Raw genomic sequence first — 16,312 nt, forward strand, 5'->3', positions numbered from 1 at the left:
GAAAATATTATTCGCAGATTCCTAATAACTGCTTTACTTACTATTTTTATCTTTGACACTAAATTCAACGAACTATGTTTTTATCCATCGATGCAGGCAATTCTAATATTGTGTTTGGTTTCTATCAGGAAGCAGATGATTCTTGGGAAGAAGAGCTTCGTATTCCCACCAAGAAAGGGATGAAAGTATATGACCTGGAAAAAAACCTTGCCCTCTTTTTTCTAGAGAAAAATTGGACTGCAGAAAAAATAGATCAAATCGGATTGAGTACTGTTGTTCCAGACTTGTTGCCAGTATTGACGCGCTTGTGTCTTGGTTTCTTTCGCAAAGCACCTTATGTGATCAATGAAAGCAGTTATGGTTTGCTTCCTGTTAAGGCAATGAACCCGACAGAAATAGGTACTGATCTGATGGCCAACATTACTGCTGCTTATTTGAGATTTAGTTCCGCTTGTATCATTGTAGATTTTGGTACGGCTTTAACTTTCTGTGTGGTAGATAAAAAGGGAGAAGTGATAGGTGTGAACATTGTCCCAGGTATAAAAACGGCAATCAATTCGCTGTTTACCAACACAGCGAAACTTCCAAAAGTTGAATTAAAATTGCCTGAATCAGCATTGGGCAAAGATACCGTTCATGCCATTCAGGCGGGAATATTTTATGGTTATTCAGGGTTGGTAAAGGGAATGGTGGAGGCCATTGAAATGGAAACCAATTGTAATTATCAGGTGGTCGTAACTGGGGGCATGTCTTCATTGATGGGGCATTTGGGAGATAGGTTTAATAATGTGGATGTCAACCTGACATTGAAAGGGATTTATGCAATCACAAAGCTTAATTTGGATCATTGAGTGCATTTCTTATTGGTGGCCTGTTTAGGAAAGCCAAGGGAAGGAAACATGGGGAAACTGATTCAATCTTCGATGATTTCCATTAACCGTGAACCTAGATTTGAAATGTTTATCGCATTTTCTGAAAATGCAGATACATTGGATAGAATAATTACGGCATTTTTCCTTTCTAAATCCAAGGTGAAAGAAGAAGTGTAACCGCCTGTTCCGCCACCATGCCACAACCATTTGCCTTCTTTTTATTTTCAATCATCCAGCCTAGTCCAATCGCTTTTTCATAAGGGGTAATAGAAAATGTTTTCTTATGTGTAAGTGTTATCTCCTGATTGTCTGGCTTGAATTGGGCCAGCGCAAACTTAGTCAGATCCTGTGTACTGGATAAAATAGCTCCAGCACCTTCCAAAACATTTAAATCCCAATTGGGAGTAACTTGACCTTCCACGTCTAGACCTTTGACAAGTTGATTCAATACCTTTTCTCTTTCGATAGTCGTGGACTCCATTTGCAATGGTTGGGTAATTCTCCTTTGCAACATTTCCTCATAGCTGGAAGAATCTATCTTGGTAAGAATATAACCCAATAGACCTACTCCCAAATTTGAATATTCAAATTTTAGTCCTGGATTCTGCTTTAGTTCTAGCTGTTCTGTGAGATAAAAGCCTAATTTTTTTTCACCATAATCTTTGTAGGGATTGCTAATATCCACTTCTGAAAGGATCAGATTATCAGGGAGTCTGGGTAATCCTGAGCTGTGGTTGGAAAGTTGTTGCAGAGTGAATTTCGGCTCATTTTTCAGTTTCCATGGCAGATATTTACTCGCAGGGTCATTGAGATTTAGCTTGCCTTCGAGACTTAAGTCTGCCAGTAATGTGGCAGTAAAGACCTTTGAGATAGATCCAATTTCGAAGACGCGATCCTGGTTTTCTACTGAGATCAAGGTGTCATTTTCTATTTTTATGCCATAAAATTCCGGCTGTCCATTCTTTATTATTGCTATGGAAAGCTGGGTTTGGTTAAAAAACCCTTTTGCTTCCGTATGGATTAATTTTGATTGCCCTTCAGTAATTTTCCCATGATAACCCTGCTGAAAGTTAACAGCTACTGGTTTTTCTTCGCAGCCAAAACCAATAAGTACTATTAGAACAAGAGTTTTTAATTTCAACATGAGAGCTTATCGAGTGTTGGGATGTTAAGATAATAAAATAATTTCTGATTGTCTGAGGATTGAAAAATAAATCGGATGGTAAATATTTAAACATCAGGTGTTTACTTGTGTTTAGTTTTAAAAGTAGGGCATAGTATTTTGTTGTAGGACTACTGAGAACCTTTCCAGGAAATAACCGAGATGACTTTACAATATCACTTCAAGAACCTATTGGAATGTTGGCGGTTTTTAAAGTAATCACCGTTTAATTACCTTTGGTCATCATATCAGCTGGAATGTCTTTCGTGCATCTGGCTAAAAGGAGAAAAATATGAAACGATACCTTAAAATACAGGCCTTTTTGGCTTTTGTCTTACTCTTTACAACTAGTGGATTGGCACAGGATAATAAAAAATTAACACTTGAGGCGGTAATAAAAGACCAGGTTTTTGCACCTAAAACCGTTCAAGGCATCAACTGGATGAAGGATGGCAAATATTACAGTAGTTTAAAAACTGTGGTAGGTTTTTCACAGGTAGTGAAAATAAATGTGGCTACCGGTGAGGAAAGTGATGTGTTGATTGATGGTCGGGAATTGGGGCTTAATTTTAGCAATTATGCCTTCAACCCGGAGGAGAGCATGGCCCTGCTGGAATCAGAGGTGGAACCCATTTATCGGAGATCGACCAAAGCAACCTATCATTTGCTTGACTTGAAAACAGGCACTCTAAAAGAATTGGAAAACGGGGATAAAATTTCCTATGCCACCCTTTCGCCGGACAATCAGAAAGTCGCCTATGTAAAGGAGAACAACCTCTACTATTTGGACCTACAGACGGATGTTAAGGTGCAAGTGACCACGGATGGTGCCAAGAATGCAATTATCAACGGTGCTGCGGATTGGGTTTATGAAGAGGAATTCTCTATGTCCAAGACCTTTTTCTGGTCCAATGATGGCAATAAACTGGCCTATATACGCTTTGATGAAAGAGAAGTGCCTGTCTTTAACATGCAAAAATGGGGAGCTTTGTATCCGGAAGATGAGCATTTTAAATATCCTAAGGCTGGGGAGAAGAATGCAGTTGTAAGTATTCAAATCTACCACCTGGAAAATGAGCAGACGCAAACTGTGGATACTGGTGCAGATACAGACATTTATCTGCCCAGAATGTATTGGGCAGCCGACAACCAAACACTTGCCATTATTCGCTTGAATAGACTGCAAAATCAGATGGATATCTTGTTTGCAGACAGCCAAACAGGACAAACAAAAAACATTCTTTCTGAAACAGCAGCCAGCTATGTGGACATGGATTATAATGACAATTTTCTCTTTCTTCCCGATGGAGAAGGATTTATTGGCACCTCCGAAAAAGATGGTTTTAAACATGTCTATCAATATGATCTGGAAGGAAAGCTAATCCGTCAAATTACCAAAGGTGAATGGGAAGTAACTGAATTGGTGGCTGTAGACAGCAAAGCAGGGAAAGTATACTATGTGTCTACCGAACAGTCTCCACTGGAGAGACATTTTTATTCCATCAATTTAAATGGGAAAAAGAAAAAGCTACTTAGTCCACAGGAAGGCACTCATTCCATTAATATGAGTCCTGATCAGCAATATTACATTGATGCTTACAGCACCGTTTCGCTACCCCTGCAAACGGTCTTGTATGATAAAAATGGAAAAGAGGTAAAGGTTCTCGAAAACAATCAAGCCCTTCAGGAAAAAATGCAGGAATATGCCTTTCTCCCCAAAGAATTTTTTGACTTTAAAACCATAGATGACACCAGTCTGAATGGCTTTATGATAAAACCTGTGACTTTCGACCCGTCGAAAACCTATCCTGTGCTCATGTATGTGTATGGCGGTCCAGGTTCTCAGAATGTAATGAACAACTGGGGAAGTACCCGTGACTGGTGGCACCAGCACCTGGCAACTGAGGGATATATCGTGGTGTGCATAGACAATAGAGGTACCGGAGGAAGAGGAAGGGACTTTAAGCACAGCACCTACAATCAGTTGGGAAAACTGGAGACAGAAGATCAAATCGCAGGGGCGAAGTACCTTGCAGAACTGCCCTATGTAGATGCAAGCCGGATTGGGATATGGGGATGGTCTTATGGGGGATACATGTCTTCGCTGGCACTGATGATCGGCAATGAAACTTTCAAAACAGCAATGGCAGTAGCACCGGTAACTACCTGGAGGTACTATGACACCATTTATACCGAGCGCTTTTTACAGACCCCTCAGTTAAACCCTGCCGGATACGATGACTTCAGTCCTATCAATCATGTAAACAAGCTCAATGGCAACTTTCTGTTGGTACATGGGACGGGCGATGACAATGTTCACTTTCAAAACAGTGTTGCGTTGGTGGATGCACTTATCGCTGCAGACAAGCAGTTTGACAGTTTTTACTATCCCAATAGAAATCACGGGATACACGGTGGAAATACCACCTGGCACCTGTATAAAATGTTGACCAATTATGTGAAGGACAAATTGTAAGTTGAAATTGTTGCCTCTGGTCTAAGTTTAGCAAAGCGTAACTTAGATCTAAAATGAGAAAGTTTTCAACTTTCATAAACTAGCCTCAGGTGGTAAATTATAAGGTTTAATTCAGTTTTTTTATTTGGAGTGATAAGTATGTTGTAAACCCACTCAAGTTGAAAACTTTCGACATGATGAGACGAAGTTACCGCTATCGCTCAAACTTCGACCAGTAAAGGAAAAGAGTACAAAGTAGGGTTATTTACCAAAGATGATATATACAGGCAAGCAAAACGAATATTTTGAAATTCAATCCATTGACTCTTCTAACTGTAAACACCTGTTAGAAAGTCAACCGGAGGTTTTGAAATTGATCTGGTTTACCTCAGACAATAACAAACTGCTGATAGATGGTATTCCTTATACTTTCCATAAAAATGAACTGCTAAGCTTGTCCCAGCTCAACAAACTAGAATATGAGAAAATCAATTCCATCAATTTATTAAGGTTCAACCGACAGTTTTATTGCATTTTGGATCACGACAGTGAGGTCAGTTGCAAAGGGGTGTTGTATTATGGAGCTGCGACTCCGCCCATAATAAAGGCAGAAGACAAGGAACTGGAAATATTGGAAACTGCCTGGAAAATGGCCGTATTGGAATTTGAAATGAAGGATGACCTTCAATTAGAGATGCTTCAGATGATGCTTAAAAGGATACTTATTCTGTGTACCCGTATTTTCAAGAGGCAAAAATTTCATGAAAGCCCTACGCCCAAACAAAATGATTTGTTTAGGGAATTTAATTTTTGGTGGAAATGCATTTTAGGGAAAAACATACTGTGGCTGAATATTCAGAATTGCTATTTAAAGCCCCTAAAACCATTTCCAACACCTTCAAAAAGTTATGTGAGAAAACACCCTTGCAGGTCATTCAGGAAAGAATTGTACTTGAAGCACGTAGGATGTTGTATTACACCGATAAGGATGTTTCGGAGATTGGCTATGAATTGGGCTTTCAGGACATACAATCGTTTAGTAGGTTCTTTAAAAATCAAGAGGGACTGTCTCCTACAGATTTCAGGGAGAAAAAATAATACAGGATTTACCTTTTCTGGTTTAAGTTTAGCAGAGCGTAAATAGACCCACTCAAGTTGAAAACTTTCGACAAGATAGGACGAAGTTACCGCTATCGCTCAAACTTCGACCAGTAAAAACAAAAGGATTGTCCCTACTGGTTTAAGTTTAGCGGAGCGTAACTTAGACCTAATATGATGAAAGTTTTCAACTTTCATAACCAATATTCAGGTAGCAAAAATAATAGGTATAATTCCCTTCTCACCTGCATAGTCTATGGCACTGCTATATTGGAAATGTTCAGGTAATGCTACCAGTCCGGCTTCTACAGGGTTTTGATGGAGGTAATCCAATCGCTGTTTCAGCATTTTTGCATTAGAAATTTCTATAGGGTGGTTGCTTTGTTGCCAGAATTGAAATTTTTCGTTGTTGGCGTTTCTTTTGCCTGCTCTGCCAAACATCCAAAGCATCCATTCTTTTCTGCTTTCTTTTGGGTTTTCGGCAATCGATTTTAACAAAGCTTTGGAGGTATGCCGCTTCAAGTCCCTTAAAATGTCCGATAGGATATTGTTTTCAGAACTAATGATAAGGTGAACATGGCTAGGCATTATGCACCAAGCATACAATTCTAGTCCTTTGTTTTTGCTACAAAAAATCAGAGAATCTACGATAATTTCGAAGTATAATTTTCTCGTAAATACATCTATCCAGTTAACGGTGGCAAAACTTACAAAATAAAGTTCACGAGAATCATGGAAAACATATTTTCTGCCCATAAAACGATCATGTCTAGATTTTTGAAATTAACTTTAGCAATGAGGTTTCAAACTATTATAATTTAGTGAAAATATTGATGTTTTGACCCACTCAAGTTGAAAACTTTCGACAAGATAGGACGAAGTTACCGCTATCGCTCAAACTTCGACCAGTAAGGAAACCTTACTGTTTAGCCAATCAATAGATCACTTTGGCCTTATTGGTATCCTGTGGTCACAGCAAAAATGATGCTTATAGAGGATAAAATCCCGACAACAGTATGGAAACTATTGCCGGTTCAATGAAAAGTGAATGGTTAAGGGTTTTTAAAATTGTCGCTAGATCAGCAGGGGAGTAGTTAATTGATTTAAGCGTTTTATTGTCTTCCTTGCGATAAACCAAGTAGACATCGTCTGTTTTTATATAGTAGCAGTTCGTGCCTTTACTTTCGTAATGGGCTACAGTATCCATGGCTTCCTTTTCATTTTCACAAGCTTTGCTCATATTGGATCGTTGCACCTCGTCAAAAAGGGTTTTGAATTTATCTGCTAAGCCAAATTCCAATACAGCACCGGACAGTACATACTGTATATCACAGAGCGCATCAGCAACTTCTACCAAGTCATCATTGGCAATTGCTTCTTCCAATTCTTTTAGTTCTTCGGCTATTAAGGATACCCGAAGTTTGCACCTATTGGCCTCTGGTATTACCGGAGAGGGTAGTATAGGATGTTTGAAAGTTTGGTGAAAACGGGCTACAGCTGTTAAAGTTTGGGGATCTTTCATGATAAAATTGTTTTTCAGCACCAAAGAAAAAAGGTCTGCTAATGAAAACAATCAAATCCTGATAAAATGAATAAAAAACATTTTGGATCATAGCTCACTCTTAAATTCGAATAAGGAAGTAAGCTTTAAAAAGCCATTTAAGTACCGTTTCAGTTAATTAGGTGTAGTCAATTGTCGGCAGGTTCAGCATTTGTCCTGGCGTTGGAAAGTCTTTCGATTTTATTATTGTTATAAGCTGTTCGTAAACCACAGTTTATTAGTCTCTTATGGTTTCGGCTGAAATTATCCTTCATTCAAGCATTAATTTTCATTGCCATTATTGAAGCATTTTAAATTAAAATAATTATTATTAGCAGACTTTTACTTTCAGATAAGCCTTATGTTGAAAAAAACAACAAGTAGTGCCTCGAAAATTTTTGTGCTTGATACCTCGGTTATTCTATATGACCACCACTCTATTCTGAATTTTGCTGAGCATGATGTAGTCATTCCCATTACAGTATTGGAAGAGTTGGATCAGTTTAAGAAAGGGAACGATACTAAAAACTTTGAGTCCAGAGAATTTATTCGGCTTTTGGACAAGCTCTCCAAAGACCATATGATTCAACATTGGACCCCTTTAAATGGAAAAGGTAAAGGGTCCTTTAAAATAATGATGAATTCCGACAATAAGCTCAATGCAAATGAGATTTTTGGGGAGGAAAAGAATGATCATAGAATTCTAAATGCCGCACTAAGCTTAAAGGAGACCGAAAAAAACAGAAAGGTAGTCCTTGTCAGCAAGGACATTAACCTAAGACTTAAAGCCAAGTCATTGGATATTGCTGCTGAAGATTATGAAACGGGCAAAATCAAGAATATAAGTGAAATAGAAAATACGGGGAAAGGCTTAATTGACAATTTAGACAATGAAATAATAAATAACCTTTACGAAAAAGGCGTACTTGAAGGCCAAGAAGTTTTTGGAAAAAGAAGGAAAAAACTACCAGAAAACAATACTTTTTATATTCTGAAAGGAGTGGAAAGCAACGCCTCTATACTTGCTTTTTATCAAGCTGAACAAAACCTTTTTTCTAGGATTTCTAAATCAATTGCGTACAATATCAGTCCAAAAAATGCCGAACAGGCTTTTGCCCTTCATGCTATTTTGGATCCGGAAATTAAACTTCTGACCATTCAGGGTGTAGCAGGAACAGGAAAGACGCTTTTGGCTCTTGCGGGTGCTTTGGAGCAGCGCAAAGATTACAAGCAGATATTTTTAGCAAGACCTATTGTTCCTCTAAGCAACAAGGACATAGGATACTTGCCAGGCGACATCAAATCAAAGTTAAATCCTTATATGGAGCCGCTTTGGGACAATTTGAAGTTTATCCAAAACCAATACCAGGAAAGTGATAAGGAGTACCAGCGCATCACGGATATGATCAATCAGGAGAAACTGGTCATTCAGCCGCTTGCCTATATTCGTGGCCGTTCATTGTCTAATATTTTCTTTATCGTAGACGAAGCGCAGAACTTAACGCCTCATGAGGTAAAAACCATTATAAGTAGGGCCGGTGAAAACACGAAAATAGTTTTCACCGGTGATGTTTTTCAAATTGACACACCTTACCTGGATAGCCAGAGTAATGGCTTGTCCTACCTCATAGACAGAGCAAGGAATCATCCTCTTTATGCCCACATTAAATTGGAAAAAGGAGAAAGGTCTGAATTGGCCAATCTCGCTAATGAGTTGCTTTAAAATAGTAGCTTAACTCTCAGTTATGGTGTTGAGTTTCGCCAGGAAGCTATTGTAATATTGTCTTCCTACTTGTACTATATCGCCTGTTCTCAGGTTGATCTCTTTGGTATTGAAGCTTTCTATTTGAGCCAATTGAACGATGTAAGATTTTTGAACCCTCAAAAATAAATTGGAAGGTAATTTCTCTTCCATATCCTTCATTGATTTCCGGATCGTAAAGTTTCTGTTTTTGGAGAAGATGGTTACCATGTTACCATTGGCCTCGACATAATAGATATCGCTGTAATCTACCCTTTCAAAACTATTGTCTGCTTTGATATAAACGGCGTCTACCACAAGGTAGGGGCTTTCCGCTATTTTGGAAGATGCGCCTTCAGAGGTAGTAGGTCTTGTTCTTTGATTGTAAAGTACAATTTCCACCATTGCATGGATGTCATTGCTGTTGAAAGGCTTGACAATAAATCCTGCAGGATGTGTTCTCTTGGCCCTTTCTATAATGGCTGGATCACTATATGATGTAACATAAACTATTGGAGCATCCACCATTTGCTGGATTATTTCGCCCAATTCTATTCCATCCTTATCGCCTTTTAACTTGATATCCATAAATACCATGTCAGGGCGGTATTTTTTCACCACTTTGATGGCCTGATTTGCAGAATTGGCAATGTCTATGTTTACATAACCTAAAAGTTGTAAAATTTCTTCAATATTTTCGGAAATGTTTACATCATCCTCAACGATCAGTATCCGTTCTTCTTTCATTTCTAAACTGTTTTGTAATTGAAAAATAATAGTTTCAGTGCTGTAACGAAATCTACAAATTAAAATACAAATAAAAGCACAGAATAAACAATTAACTGATCATTTAATTGTACTATTTTAGTTTTAAAGCTACAGACTCATTAGATCTTTGAACCTGGCGGCCTGCCTTCTACTTACCTCTATTCGTTCTCCGCCTTTGAGTGTTACTACCAAACCGCCATTGAACCAGGGTTCTATAGTTTCTACCCAACTTAGGTTTATAATATGTTTTCTACTTGCTCTAAAGAAGGATTTCTCGTCCAATCTTTCATCAAGCGCATTAAGTGACTTGTGAATCATAGGCTTATTTTTTTCAAAATATACCTTGATATAATTCCCGTCAGATTCAAAAAGTCGAACATTCGCCAATTTTACAAACCAACATTTATCTCCATCTTTAACAAAGACCTGGTCGTTTAAAGCAAGCTTGTCTTTAGGAGCATCAGTTGTGAATTCGTCCTCTTTCTTTAATTCCTCAAGTTTTTTCTCAAGCTTTTTTAAGGTCTCGGTTAATCTTTCCGGTTCAATTGGCTTCAGTAAATAGTCGAGTGCATTTACCTGAAAAGCCTGTAGCGCAAATTCATCATAAGCGGTAATAAATACGACCAAAGGAACATAGTCCAATTCCTCAAGAAGATCAAAACCAGTTTTCTCTGGCATTTGAATATCTAAAAAAACTACATCAGGCTGTAGGGATTCTATCTTTTCTTTGGCTTCATCTACATTTGGTGCTTCGCCGAGAATTTCTATGTTGTCATTTTGGCTGAGTAAGCTGATAAGCTCTTTTCTGGCCAATCTTTCATCATCTACTACTAATACGCGCATAATATCTATATTTTCCTCTAAATTAACCTTTTTGTTTCGGTATTTTTATTTCTGTCACCACAAATTCATTTCCATAATTGAAAATCTTGAATGAAGCCTTGGTTCCAAAAATAAGTTTTAACCGTTGAATGGTATTTGCAATACCGTGTCCCTCCCCTTTTTTCTTGGTAGATCCAGATGGTTTTAACTGACCACTGTTCCTTACCCAGATGTATAAATCATCCAGCAATCCGACGGTACATTTTATCTCAATTAGTCCACCTTTCATCAAATTTGAAATCCCATGTTTAATGCCATTTTCCACTATGGTCTGAAGCATCATCGGTGGGATTCTGTATTGATTGGTCTTGGGCTCTACATCATATATTACCTTTAACCTTTCCTCAAACCGAATGGATTCTAGGTTCAAGTAATCCTTAACTGTCTTCATTTCATCCGCTAAGGAAATGGTCTTGTGCTTGTCTACTACCAGGGAATACCTCAAAATATTAGACAATTGGGTGATGGCAGATTTGGCTTTGATTGGGTCTTCATCTACCAAAGCCCGGACACTGTTCAGGGCATTGAAAATAAAGTGGGGGTTTAATTGATTGCGTAGGTGGATAAGCTTAATCTCATTAATCCTTGCCTGGTATTGAAGACTGGAGTTGTAATTGTCTAGAAAATAAAAAGAAAATACAACAAGGCCCACAAAGAGTAATAAAGAAAGCTTGTAAATAGGTTTACTATTATAACCAAAGGGCTGAAATCCTGAGGAACATGTAGGGTGCCGAAGATCCAGTTGATGAGGATTTGAGAGATCGTATTCAGAACTCCTAGAATCAAAACAGCGATCAAAACATGGCTTATAAGTTTGGCAATTGGGAACTCCAGCCAACTTTTGTTTTTAATTAAGTATCGAAAAAAGTGGGTAGATACAAAATAGAAAATGGCCAAAGAAATATAGGCTCCAATTTGAATCGGAGTAATCCCTCGGGCCATAGATACAAAAAACAGGTTGACCAAAGCAAAGCTTAGCCAACCGAAAATTTGTAACAACCAATATAACTTGTATTTATTCATTCAAACCCTTCTTCCAGCTGCACCTTAGTTTTTACTGAATTGCGACTGTTTTGTTTAAAGGTATTTTGTCAAGAATTTTATTGATCAAATCACGTGTGCTGACACCGTCTGCCTCTGCCTCATAATTTAAGATTATCCTGTGGTTAAGAACATCTTCAGCAATTTCTTTGATGTCTTCAGGTAATACATAATCTCTTCCTTGCATAAAAGCATTTGCTTTGGCTGCGAGGTTTAGGTTTATTGAAGCCCTTGGTGAAGCACCGAATTGGATGTATTTCGCTTCTTCGTGCATGCCATATTTTTCAGGATACCTGGTAGAAAAGACCACTTCGATAATATAGTTTTCCAATGCTTCCGCTATCTGTACGTCATTAATGGCATTTCTTATGGCAAAAATATCTTCTTTACCCAAAACTGGGTTGACCTCTGAGGTGAAGTTAGCATTGGTCATTCTTCTCATGACTTCTAACTCATCAGATTTCGTAGGATAATCAATATTTACCTTCATCATAAACCTATCTACCTGGGCTTCAGGTAATGGGTAAGTTCCTTCCTGATCTACAGGGTTTTGAGTGGCCAATACCAGAAATGGTTTGTCAAGTGGAAAAGTAGTCTCACCAATGGTAACCTGTTTTTCCTGCATGGCTTCAAGTAAGGCGGATTGTACCTTGGCAGGAGACCTGTTAATCTCATCAGCCAAAACAATATTCGAAAAGATGGGGCCTTTCTTTACCTCAAAATTAGCATTCAATTGATTGTAAATCATGGTCCCGATCAGATCAGCTGGCAATAGATCTGGGGTAAACTGGATACGCTTAAAGTCCAGGTGAAGTACTTTTGATAGGGTATTTACGGTCAAAGTTTTGGCTAGACCGGGCACTCCCTCCAATAAAATGTGACCATTTGTAAATAGTCCAATTAAGAGCCTGTTGACCATTTTTTCTTGCCCAACTACAACTTTTTTTACTTCATTAATTACTTCCTTTATCTTCTCCTGATGCATAATGGATATTTGAAATTTCTATTTATTTTTTGCCTATAAGAAGCCTAAATTAGAACAATTCATTCTTTATCGCAATTTAGTACCTTTTCTTCTTTTTCGTTTTTTGATATTGAGGCTTTTTTATGCCCTCACTGGTTTGTCCTTTACCTGAAATGCCCAAAGTAGGGTAAAGTGTAGTGCCATCCAGAAGCCTAACATCACCTACCCCAAATCCTTTAATGCTTAATCCTTCTAATGACCACCTCACCAGGCGAAGGGTTGGAAAGCCTACTGCCGCCGTCATTTTTCTTACCTGTCGATTTTTCCCCTCTTTGAGAGTAATGGCTATCCAGGAATCAGGTACATTTTTTCTAAACCGAATGGGCGGATCTCGTTCTGGTAATAAGCGCGCCACATCCTTAAGTCGTTCGGCCTTTGCTTTAAGGGTTTTGTGTATTTTTTTATTTACTGAAATTTCTACTCCCGACTCGAGATCTTTCAAGGCTTGATCCGTTATTTCCCCTTCTACCTGAACCCAATAGGTTCGTTCATGGGAATAATTCGGATCAAGTAATAAATGGTTTAACCGGGTGTCATTGGTCAGTAGCAATAAACCTTCGCTGTCCTTGTCCAGCCTACCGACAGGGTAAACATCGGATGGGAAATCACTAAGCATGCCCAGCGTATTTCCTTCTCCGCTAAATTGACTCAAAACACCAAAAGGCTTATAAACAATGTAATAACTAAGTGCCATAATTTCTTTTACCGCAACAATTGGAATAGTTCGTTTAATTGAGGGGTAAGAATGATTTCAGTCCTCCTGTTTTTTGCCCTTCCTTCAGCTGTTTCATTTGAGGTCTTTGGATAGTAGAAACTTCTTCCTGCCGCAGTCACCCGCTCGGGAACTACATCATAAGAGTTGGTTAAAATACGCACAATCGCAGTAGCTCTGGCAGTACTCAAGGCCCAATTGTCTTCAAATTTACCACGTATAGGAACATTGTCTGTATGTCCTTCGACTAATATTTGTATGTCAGGACTGTTATTGATCACGACAGCTAATTTACTGAGGGCCTCTTTGCCATCTTTATTAACAGTGGCACTCCCCGATGGAAACAATAACTTGTCCTGTAAAGAGACGTACAATTTACCATCCTGTTCATATACCTGCAACTCATCTGACCGGTATTGAACCAGCGCTTTGTCAATTGTGGTTTTCAAGCTTTCCATCACCGCTTTTTGCTCATCCAGTAGACTTTGTAATAGATCTAACCTTTCCTGCTGCTCCACCATGCGCTGGTCTTTTGCAGAAAGCTCTTGTTGAACAGAGGAAGAGGTAGCAATGGCCCTGTCAAGCTTGGCATCAAGGGCAGCGTTTTTGCTTTTATAGGTAGCTATTTCCTCTTGCAGCTTTTCGGCCTTTGCCTTAAAGTCCTCAAGACTGTTATTGGTACTGTCCAGGTTATTTTCAGTCTCCCTCAATGAACGCATCATTTCTGCATTCCTTATATTTACTTCGTTGTATTTCTTTTGGGGTACGCATGAATACCATAAAGGAATCAATAGTACGATACTTCGAAAAATTATCTTGTTCCACATAATTGTCTAGTTTTAAGAAACCTGTAACGAAAAACATACCAATTTAAGGGCTTCTGCTGAAAACATCGCTTTTTCGACCAAATAGTTCAAGAAATCCTGCTCCAATTCATTTCATTCTTTTTCAACCGCGACAACTGATCTGCTATTGGCTTATTTTCCTGACTGTTAAGATGAGGGTCTTTTTCCAAAATGGATTGGGCAGACGCCCGGGCCTGAACCAGAATCTCACTGTCTCTACCAATATCTGCAATTTTTAAATCCGTAATGCCTGATTGTTGAGTGCCAGCTAAATCACCAGGTCCCCTTAGCTTTAGGTCTACATCTGCGATCTCAAATCCATCATTGGTTCTCACCATGGTATCAAGGCGTACCCTACTGTCTTTGCTCAATTCGTATTTGCTCATTAATACACAGTAGGATTGGTCCGAACCCCTTCCTACGCGTCCTCTCAACTGGTGTAACTGTGAGAGGCCAAATCTTTCTGCGTTCTCTATTACCATAACAGAGGCATTCGGGACATTTACTCCAACTTCTATGACAGTGGTTGCAACCATGATTTTCGTCTCATTTTTTACAAACCTATTCATCTCAAAATCCTTGTCAACGGGTTTCATGTTGCCATGAAGTATACCTATAGGTAGATTTGGGAATGCCCGACAAATGCTTTCATGGCCATCCATTAAACTTTTGAGGTCCATTTTTTCAGAATCTTCAATCAAGGGGTAGACAATATAGACCTGACGGCCCTTTTCAATTTCTTTTTTCAAAAAGCCAAAGACCTTAAGCCTGTCCTTGTCATACCTGTGCACTGTTTGGATGGGTTTTCTTCCTGCAGGCATTTCATCAATTACAGAAATATCCAGATCGCCATATACCGTCATGGCAAGGGTTCTAGGGATTGGTGTGGCGGTCATCACGAGCACATGTGGGTAAAAGTCAGTGTTCTTTCCCCATAACTTGGCTCTTTGGGCTACTCCAAATCGATGTTGTTCATCGATGATAGCCAGGCCTAACTGTTTGAATACCACCACATCTTCTAAGAGGGCATGGGTTCCTACCAGTAAATTGAGTTCTCCTGATTTTAATGCTTCATGAATAATCGCACGATTTTTTTTGCTTGTAGAGCCTGTCAGTAGAGCAATCTTTAGCCCCATTTTTTCGGAAAAATCTTTTAATCCTTCGTAATGCTGTGTGGCCAGGATTTCGGTTGGAGCCATTAGGCAGGTTTGAAAACCTGAATCCACCGCTACCAAAAGACAAATAAATGCAACTATGGTTTTGCCCGAACCAACATCTCCCTGAACCAATCGATTCATTTGTAAGCCAGATTTCAGGTTGTTGTATATTTCTCTAATGACTCTTTTTTGGGCATTTGTAAGGTCAAAAGGCAAAAATTCCTTGTAAAACTTTGTTAATAGTCCTGTTTTGTCCAAAACTTTTCCCCTGAATGTTTCGGTTCTGGTCAGGTTCATTTTTAGCAGCCGCAATTGTAAGAAAAAGAATTCTTCAAACTTTAGGCGATAGAGGGCTTTTTTTAATGCCTGATGGCCGGAAGGAAAGTGAATTTCTTTTAGGGCTATAGGTTTGGGCTCTAAGCTCAGCGATTGGCAAAGAGAAAAGGGCAGGGTTTCGGGTACCTTTGGAAGTACCAGAGGGAGCAAGGTCTCTAATATTTTGGACAAACCTTTGCTGTCAAGGTACCTGCTTCGCAATTTTTCAGTGGTTGGATAGACCGGCTGAAAGTTAACTTCCTTTTCCTGCTTATTGGTGAGGGGTTCAAGTTCAGGATGGGCAATGCTTATTTTTCTTCCAAACTGCTGTGGTTTTCCGAAAACGATCATTGGGGCACCTTTTACCAGTCTTTTGCTTACCCATTGTATGCCTTTGAACCAAGTCAATTCTATTGCGCCTGTTTCATCCCGAAACTGAGCTACCAGACGCTTTTTTCTGCCATCACCGATAGTCTCCATGGAGTAGATCGATCCGATCAACTGCACCTGTTGCATGTCTGATCGGATGTCGCTAATCTTATAAAATTTTGTCCTGTCCTCATACCTGAAAGGATAGTGCTGTAGCATTTCACCGAAGGTAAAAATATCCAACTCCTTATTGATCAAAGCTGCTTTTTGAGGGCCTACTCCTTTCAGGTATTCAATTTTAGTATCAAAGAATCCAGACAAGTCTTACTAT

At 39.0% G+C, this 16,312-nt stretch carries 16 protein-coding genes; 5 read left to right on the forward strand and 11 right to left on the reverse strand.

Annotated features, from left to right (window positions below; all coding sequences use genetic code 11):
• Positions 1-74: 74 nt before the first annotated feature.
• Positions 75-851: a type III pantothenate kinase gene (locus ADICYQ_RS20665; protein ID WP_020889987.1), complete on the forward strand. Its 777-nt coding sequence runs from the start codon at positions 75-77 to the stop codon at positions 849-851.
• On the forward strand, positions 852-1,049 hold the full coding sequence (locus ADICYQ_RS26310; RefSeq protein WP_051160309.1) for a hypothetical protein: 198 nt from the start codon (positions 852-854) through the stop codon (positions 1,047-1,049). It begins immediately after the preceding gene.
• Here the strand turns inward: ADICYQ_RS26310 and ADICYQ_RS20670 are convergent.
• Positions 1,021-2,016: a serine hydrolase domain-containing protein gene (locus ADICYQ_RS20670; RefSeq protein ID WP_020889989.1), complete on the reverse strand. Its 996-nt coding sequence runs from the start codon at positions 2,014-2,016 to the stop codon at positions 1,021-1,023. The genes ADICYQ_RS26310 and ADICYQ_RS20670 overlap by 29 nt on opposite strands.
• 310 nt (positions 2,017-2,326) lie before the next feature.
• On the opposite strand from ADICYQ_RS20670, the gene ADICYQ_RS20675 reads away from it, so the two are divergent.
• Entirely contained in the window at positions 2,327-4,510 is a 2,184-nt protein-coding gene (locus tag ADICYQ_RS20675) for a S9 family peptidase (RefSeq protein WP_020889990.1), read from the forward strand.
• A gap of 253 nt (positions 4,511-4,763) precedes the next feature.
• Positions 4,764-5,633 (forward strand): hypothetical protein, encoded by an 870-nt coding sequence (locus ADICYQ_RS30885; RefSeq protein ID WP_020889991.1) that lies wholly within the window; start codon positions 4,764-4,766, stop codon positions 5,631-5,633.
• 161 nt (positions 5,634-5,794) lie between these two features.
• Here the strand turns inward: ADICYQ_RS30885 and ADICYQ_RS20685 are convergent, their stop codons facing one another.
• Positions 5,795-6,343, reverse strand: coding sequence for an REP-associated tyrosine transposase (locus ADICYQ_RS20685; RefSeq protein ID WP_040417324.1), 549 nt, complete (start codon positions 6,341-6,343; stop codon positions 5,795-5,797).
• 232 nt (positions 6,344-6,575) lie between these two features.
• The gene (locus tag ADICYQ_RS20690; protein WP_081652412.1) at positions 6,576-7,109 is read right to left on the reverse strand and encodes a pyrophosphohydrolase domain-containing protein; all 534 of its coding nucleotides are present in this window, start codon (positions 7,107-7,109) and stop codon (positions 6,576-6,578) included.
• Positions 7,110-7,488: 379 nt separating this feature from the next.
• Between ADICYQ_RS20690 and ADICYQ_RS20695 the strand changes: the two genes are divergently transcribed.
• Entirely contained in the window at positions 7,489-8,850 is a 1,362-nt protein-coding gene (locus tag ADICYQ_RS20695; protein ID WP_020889995.1) for a PhoH family protein, read from the forward strand.
• A 9-nt stretch (positions 8,851-8,859) separates the two neighbouring features.
• Here the strand turns inward: ADICYQ_RS20695 and ADICYQ_RS20700 are convergent, their stop codons facing one another.
• From ADICYQ_RS20700 to recG, 8 genes are all read right to left on the reverse strand, one after another.
• Positions 8,860-9,615: a LytR/AlgR family response regulator transcription factor gene (locus ADICYQ_RS20700; protein WP_020889996.1), complete on the reverse strand. Its 756-nt coding sequence runs from the start codon at positions 9,613-9,615 to the stop codon at positions 8,860-8,862.
• 129 nt (positions 9,616-9,744) lie between these two features.
• Complete coding sequence (locus ADICYQ_RS20705; protein ID WP_020889997.1) at positions 9,745-10,479, reverse strand: LytR/AlgR family response regulator transcription factor; 735 nt, start codon at positions 10,477-10,479, stop codon at positions 9,745-9,747.
• Positions 10,480-10,501: 22 nt separating this feature from the next.
• Positions 10,502-11,170 carry a sensor histidine kinase gene (locus tag ADICYQ_RS30890; RefSeq protein ID WP_020889998.1) on the reverse strand — a complete coding sequence of 223 codons (669 nt, stop codon included), beginning with the start codon at positions 11,168-11,170 and terminating at the stop codon, positions 10,502-10,504.
• A complete protein-coding gene (locus tag ADICYQ_RS30895; protein ID WP_438830485.1) occupies positions 11,137-11,541 on the reverse strand; it encodes a hypothetical protein in 405 nt (134 codons plus the stop codon). Before ADICYQ_RS30895 ends, ADICYQ_RS30890 begins: the two co-directional genes overlap by 34 nt.
• A gap of 31 nt (positions 11,542-11,572) precedes the next feature.
• Positions 11,573-12,544 (reverse strand): AAA family ATPase, encoded by a 972-nt coding sequence (locus ADICYQ_RS20715; protein WP_020890000.1) that lies wholly within the window; start codon positions 12,542-12,544, stop codon positions 11,573-11,575.
• Positions 12,545-12,620: 76 nt separating this feature from the next.
• A complete protein-coding gene (locus ADICYQ_RS20720; RefSeq protein ID WP_020890001.1) occupies positions 12,621-13,277 on the reverse strand; it encodes a pseudouridine synthase in 657 nt (218 codons plus the stop codon).
• 8 nt (positions 13,278-13,285) lie between these two features.
• Positions 13,286-14,122 (reverse strand): OmpA/MotB family protein, encoded by an 837-nt coding sequence (locus ADICYQ_RS20725; RefSeq protein WP_020890002.1) that lies wholly within the window; start codon positions 14,120-14,122, stop codon positions 13,286-13,288.
• A gap of 86 nt (positions 14,123-14,208) precedes the next feature.
• The gene (gene recG / locus ADICYQ_RS20730) at positions 14,209-16,302 is read right to left on the reverse strand and encodes an ATP-dependent DNA helicase RecG (protein ID WP_020890003.1); all 2,094 of its coding nucleotides are present in this window, start codon (positions 16,300-16,302) and stop codon (positions 14,209-14,211) included.
• Positions 16,303-16,312 lie beyond the last annotated feature (10 nt).

It is taken from the genome of Cyclobacterium qasimii M12-11B (assembly GCF_000427295.1).
Taxonomy (GTDB): Bacteria; Bacteroidota; Bacteroidia; order Cytophagales; family Cyclobacteriaceae; genus Cyclobacterium; species Cyclobacterium qasimii.

Coding starts and splice junctions, on each gene's coding strand:
- ADICYQ_RS20665 (WP_020889987.1), top strand. CDS start 75: ATGTTTTTATCCATCGATGCAGGCAATTCTAATATTGTGTTTGGTTTC.
- ADICYQ_RS20670 (WP_020889989.1), bottom strand. CDS start 2,016: ATGTTGAAATTAAAAACTCTTGTTCTAATAGTACTTATTGGTTTTGGC.
- ADICYQ_RS20675 (WP_020889990.1), top strand. CDS start 2,327: ATGAAACGATACCTTAAAATACAGGCCTTTTTGGCTTTTGTCTTACTC.
- ADICYQ_RS30885 (WP_020889991.1), top strand. CDS start 4,764: ATGATATATACAGGCAAGCAAAACGAATATTTTGAAATTCAATCCATT.
- ADICYQ_RS20685 (WP_040417324.1), bottom strand. CDS start 6,343: ATGGGCAGAAAATATGTTTTCCATGATTCTCGTGAACTTTATTTTGTA.
- ADICYQ_RS20690 (WP_081652412.1), bottom strand. CDS start 7,109: ATGAAAGATCCCCAAACTTTAACAGCTGTAGCCCGTTTTCACCAAACT.
- ADICYQ_RS20695 (WP_020889995.1), top strand. CDS start 7,489: ATGTTGAAAAAAACAACAAGTAGTGCCTCGAAAATTTTTGTGCTTGAT.
- ADICYQ_RS20700 (WP_020889996.1), bottom strand. CDS start 9,615: ATGAAAGAAGAACGGATACTGATCGTTGAGGATGATGTAAACATTTCC.
- ADICYQ_RS20705 (WP_020889997.1), bottom strand. CDS start 10,479: ATGCGCGTATTAGTAGTAGATGATGAAAGATTGGCCAGAAAAGAGCTT.
- ADICYQ_RS30895 (WP_438830485.1), bottom strand. CDS start 11,541: ATGAATAAATACAAGTTATATTGGTTGTTACAAATTTTCGGTTGGCTA.
- ADICYQ_RS20715 (WP_020890000.1), bottom strand. CDS start 12,544: ATGCATCAGGAGAAGATAAAGGAAGTAATTAATGAAGTAAAAAAAGTT.
- ADICYQ_RS20720 (WP_020890001.1), bottom strand. CDS start 13,277: ATGGCACTTAGTTATTACATTGTTTATAAGCCTTTTGGTGTTTTGAGT.
- ADICYQ_RS20725 (WP_020890002.1), bottom strand. CDS start 14,122: ATGTGGAACAAGATAATTTTTCGAAGTATCGTACTATTGATTCCTTTA.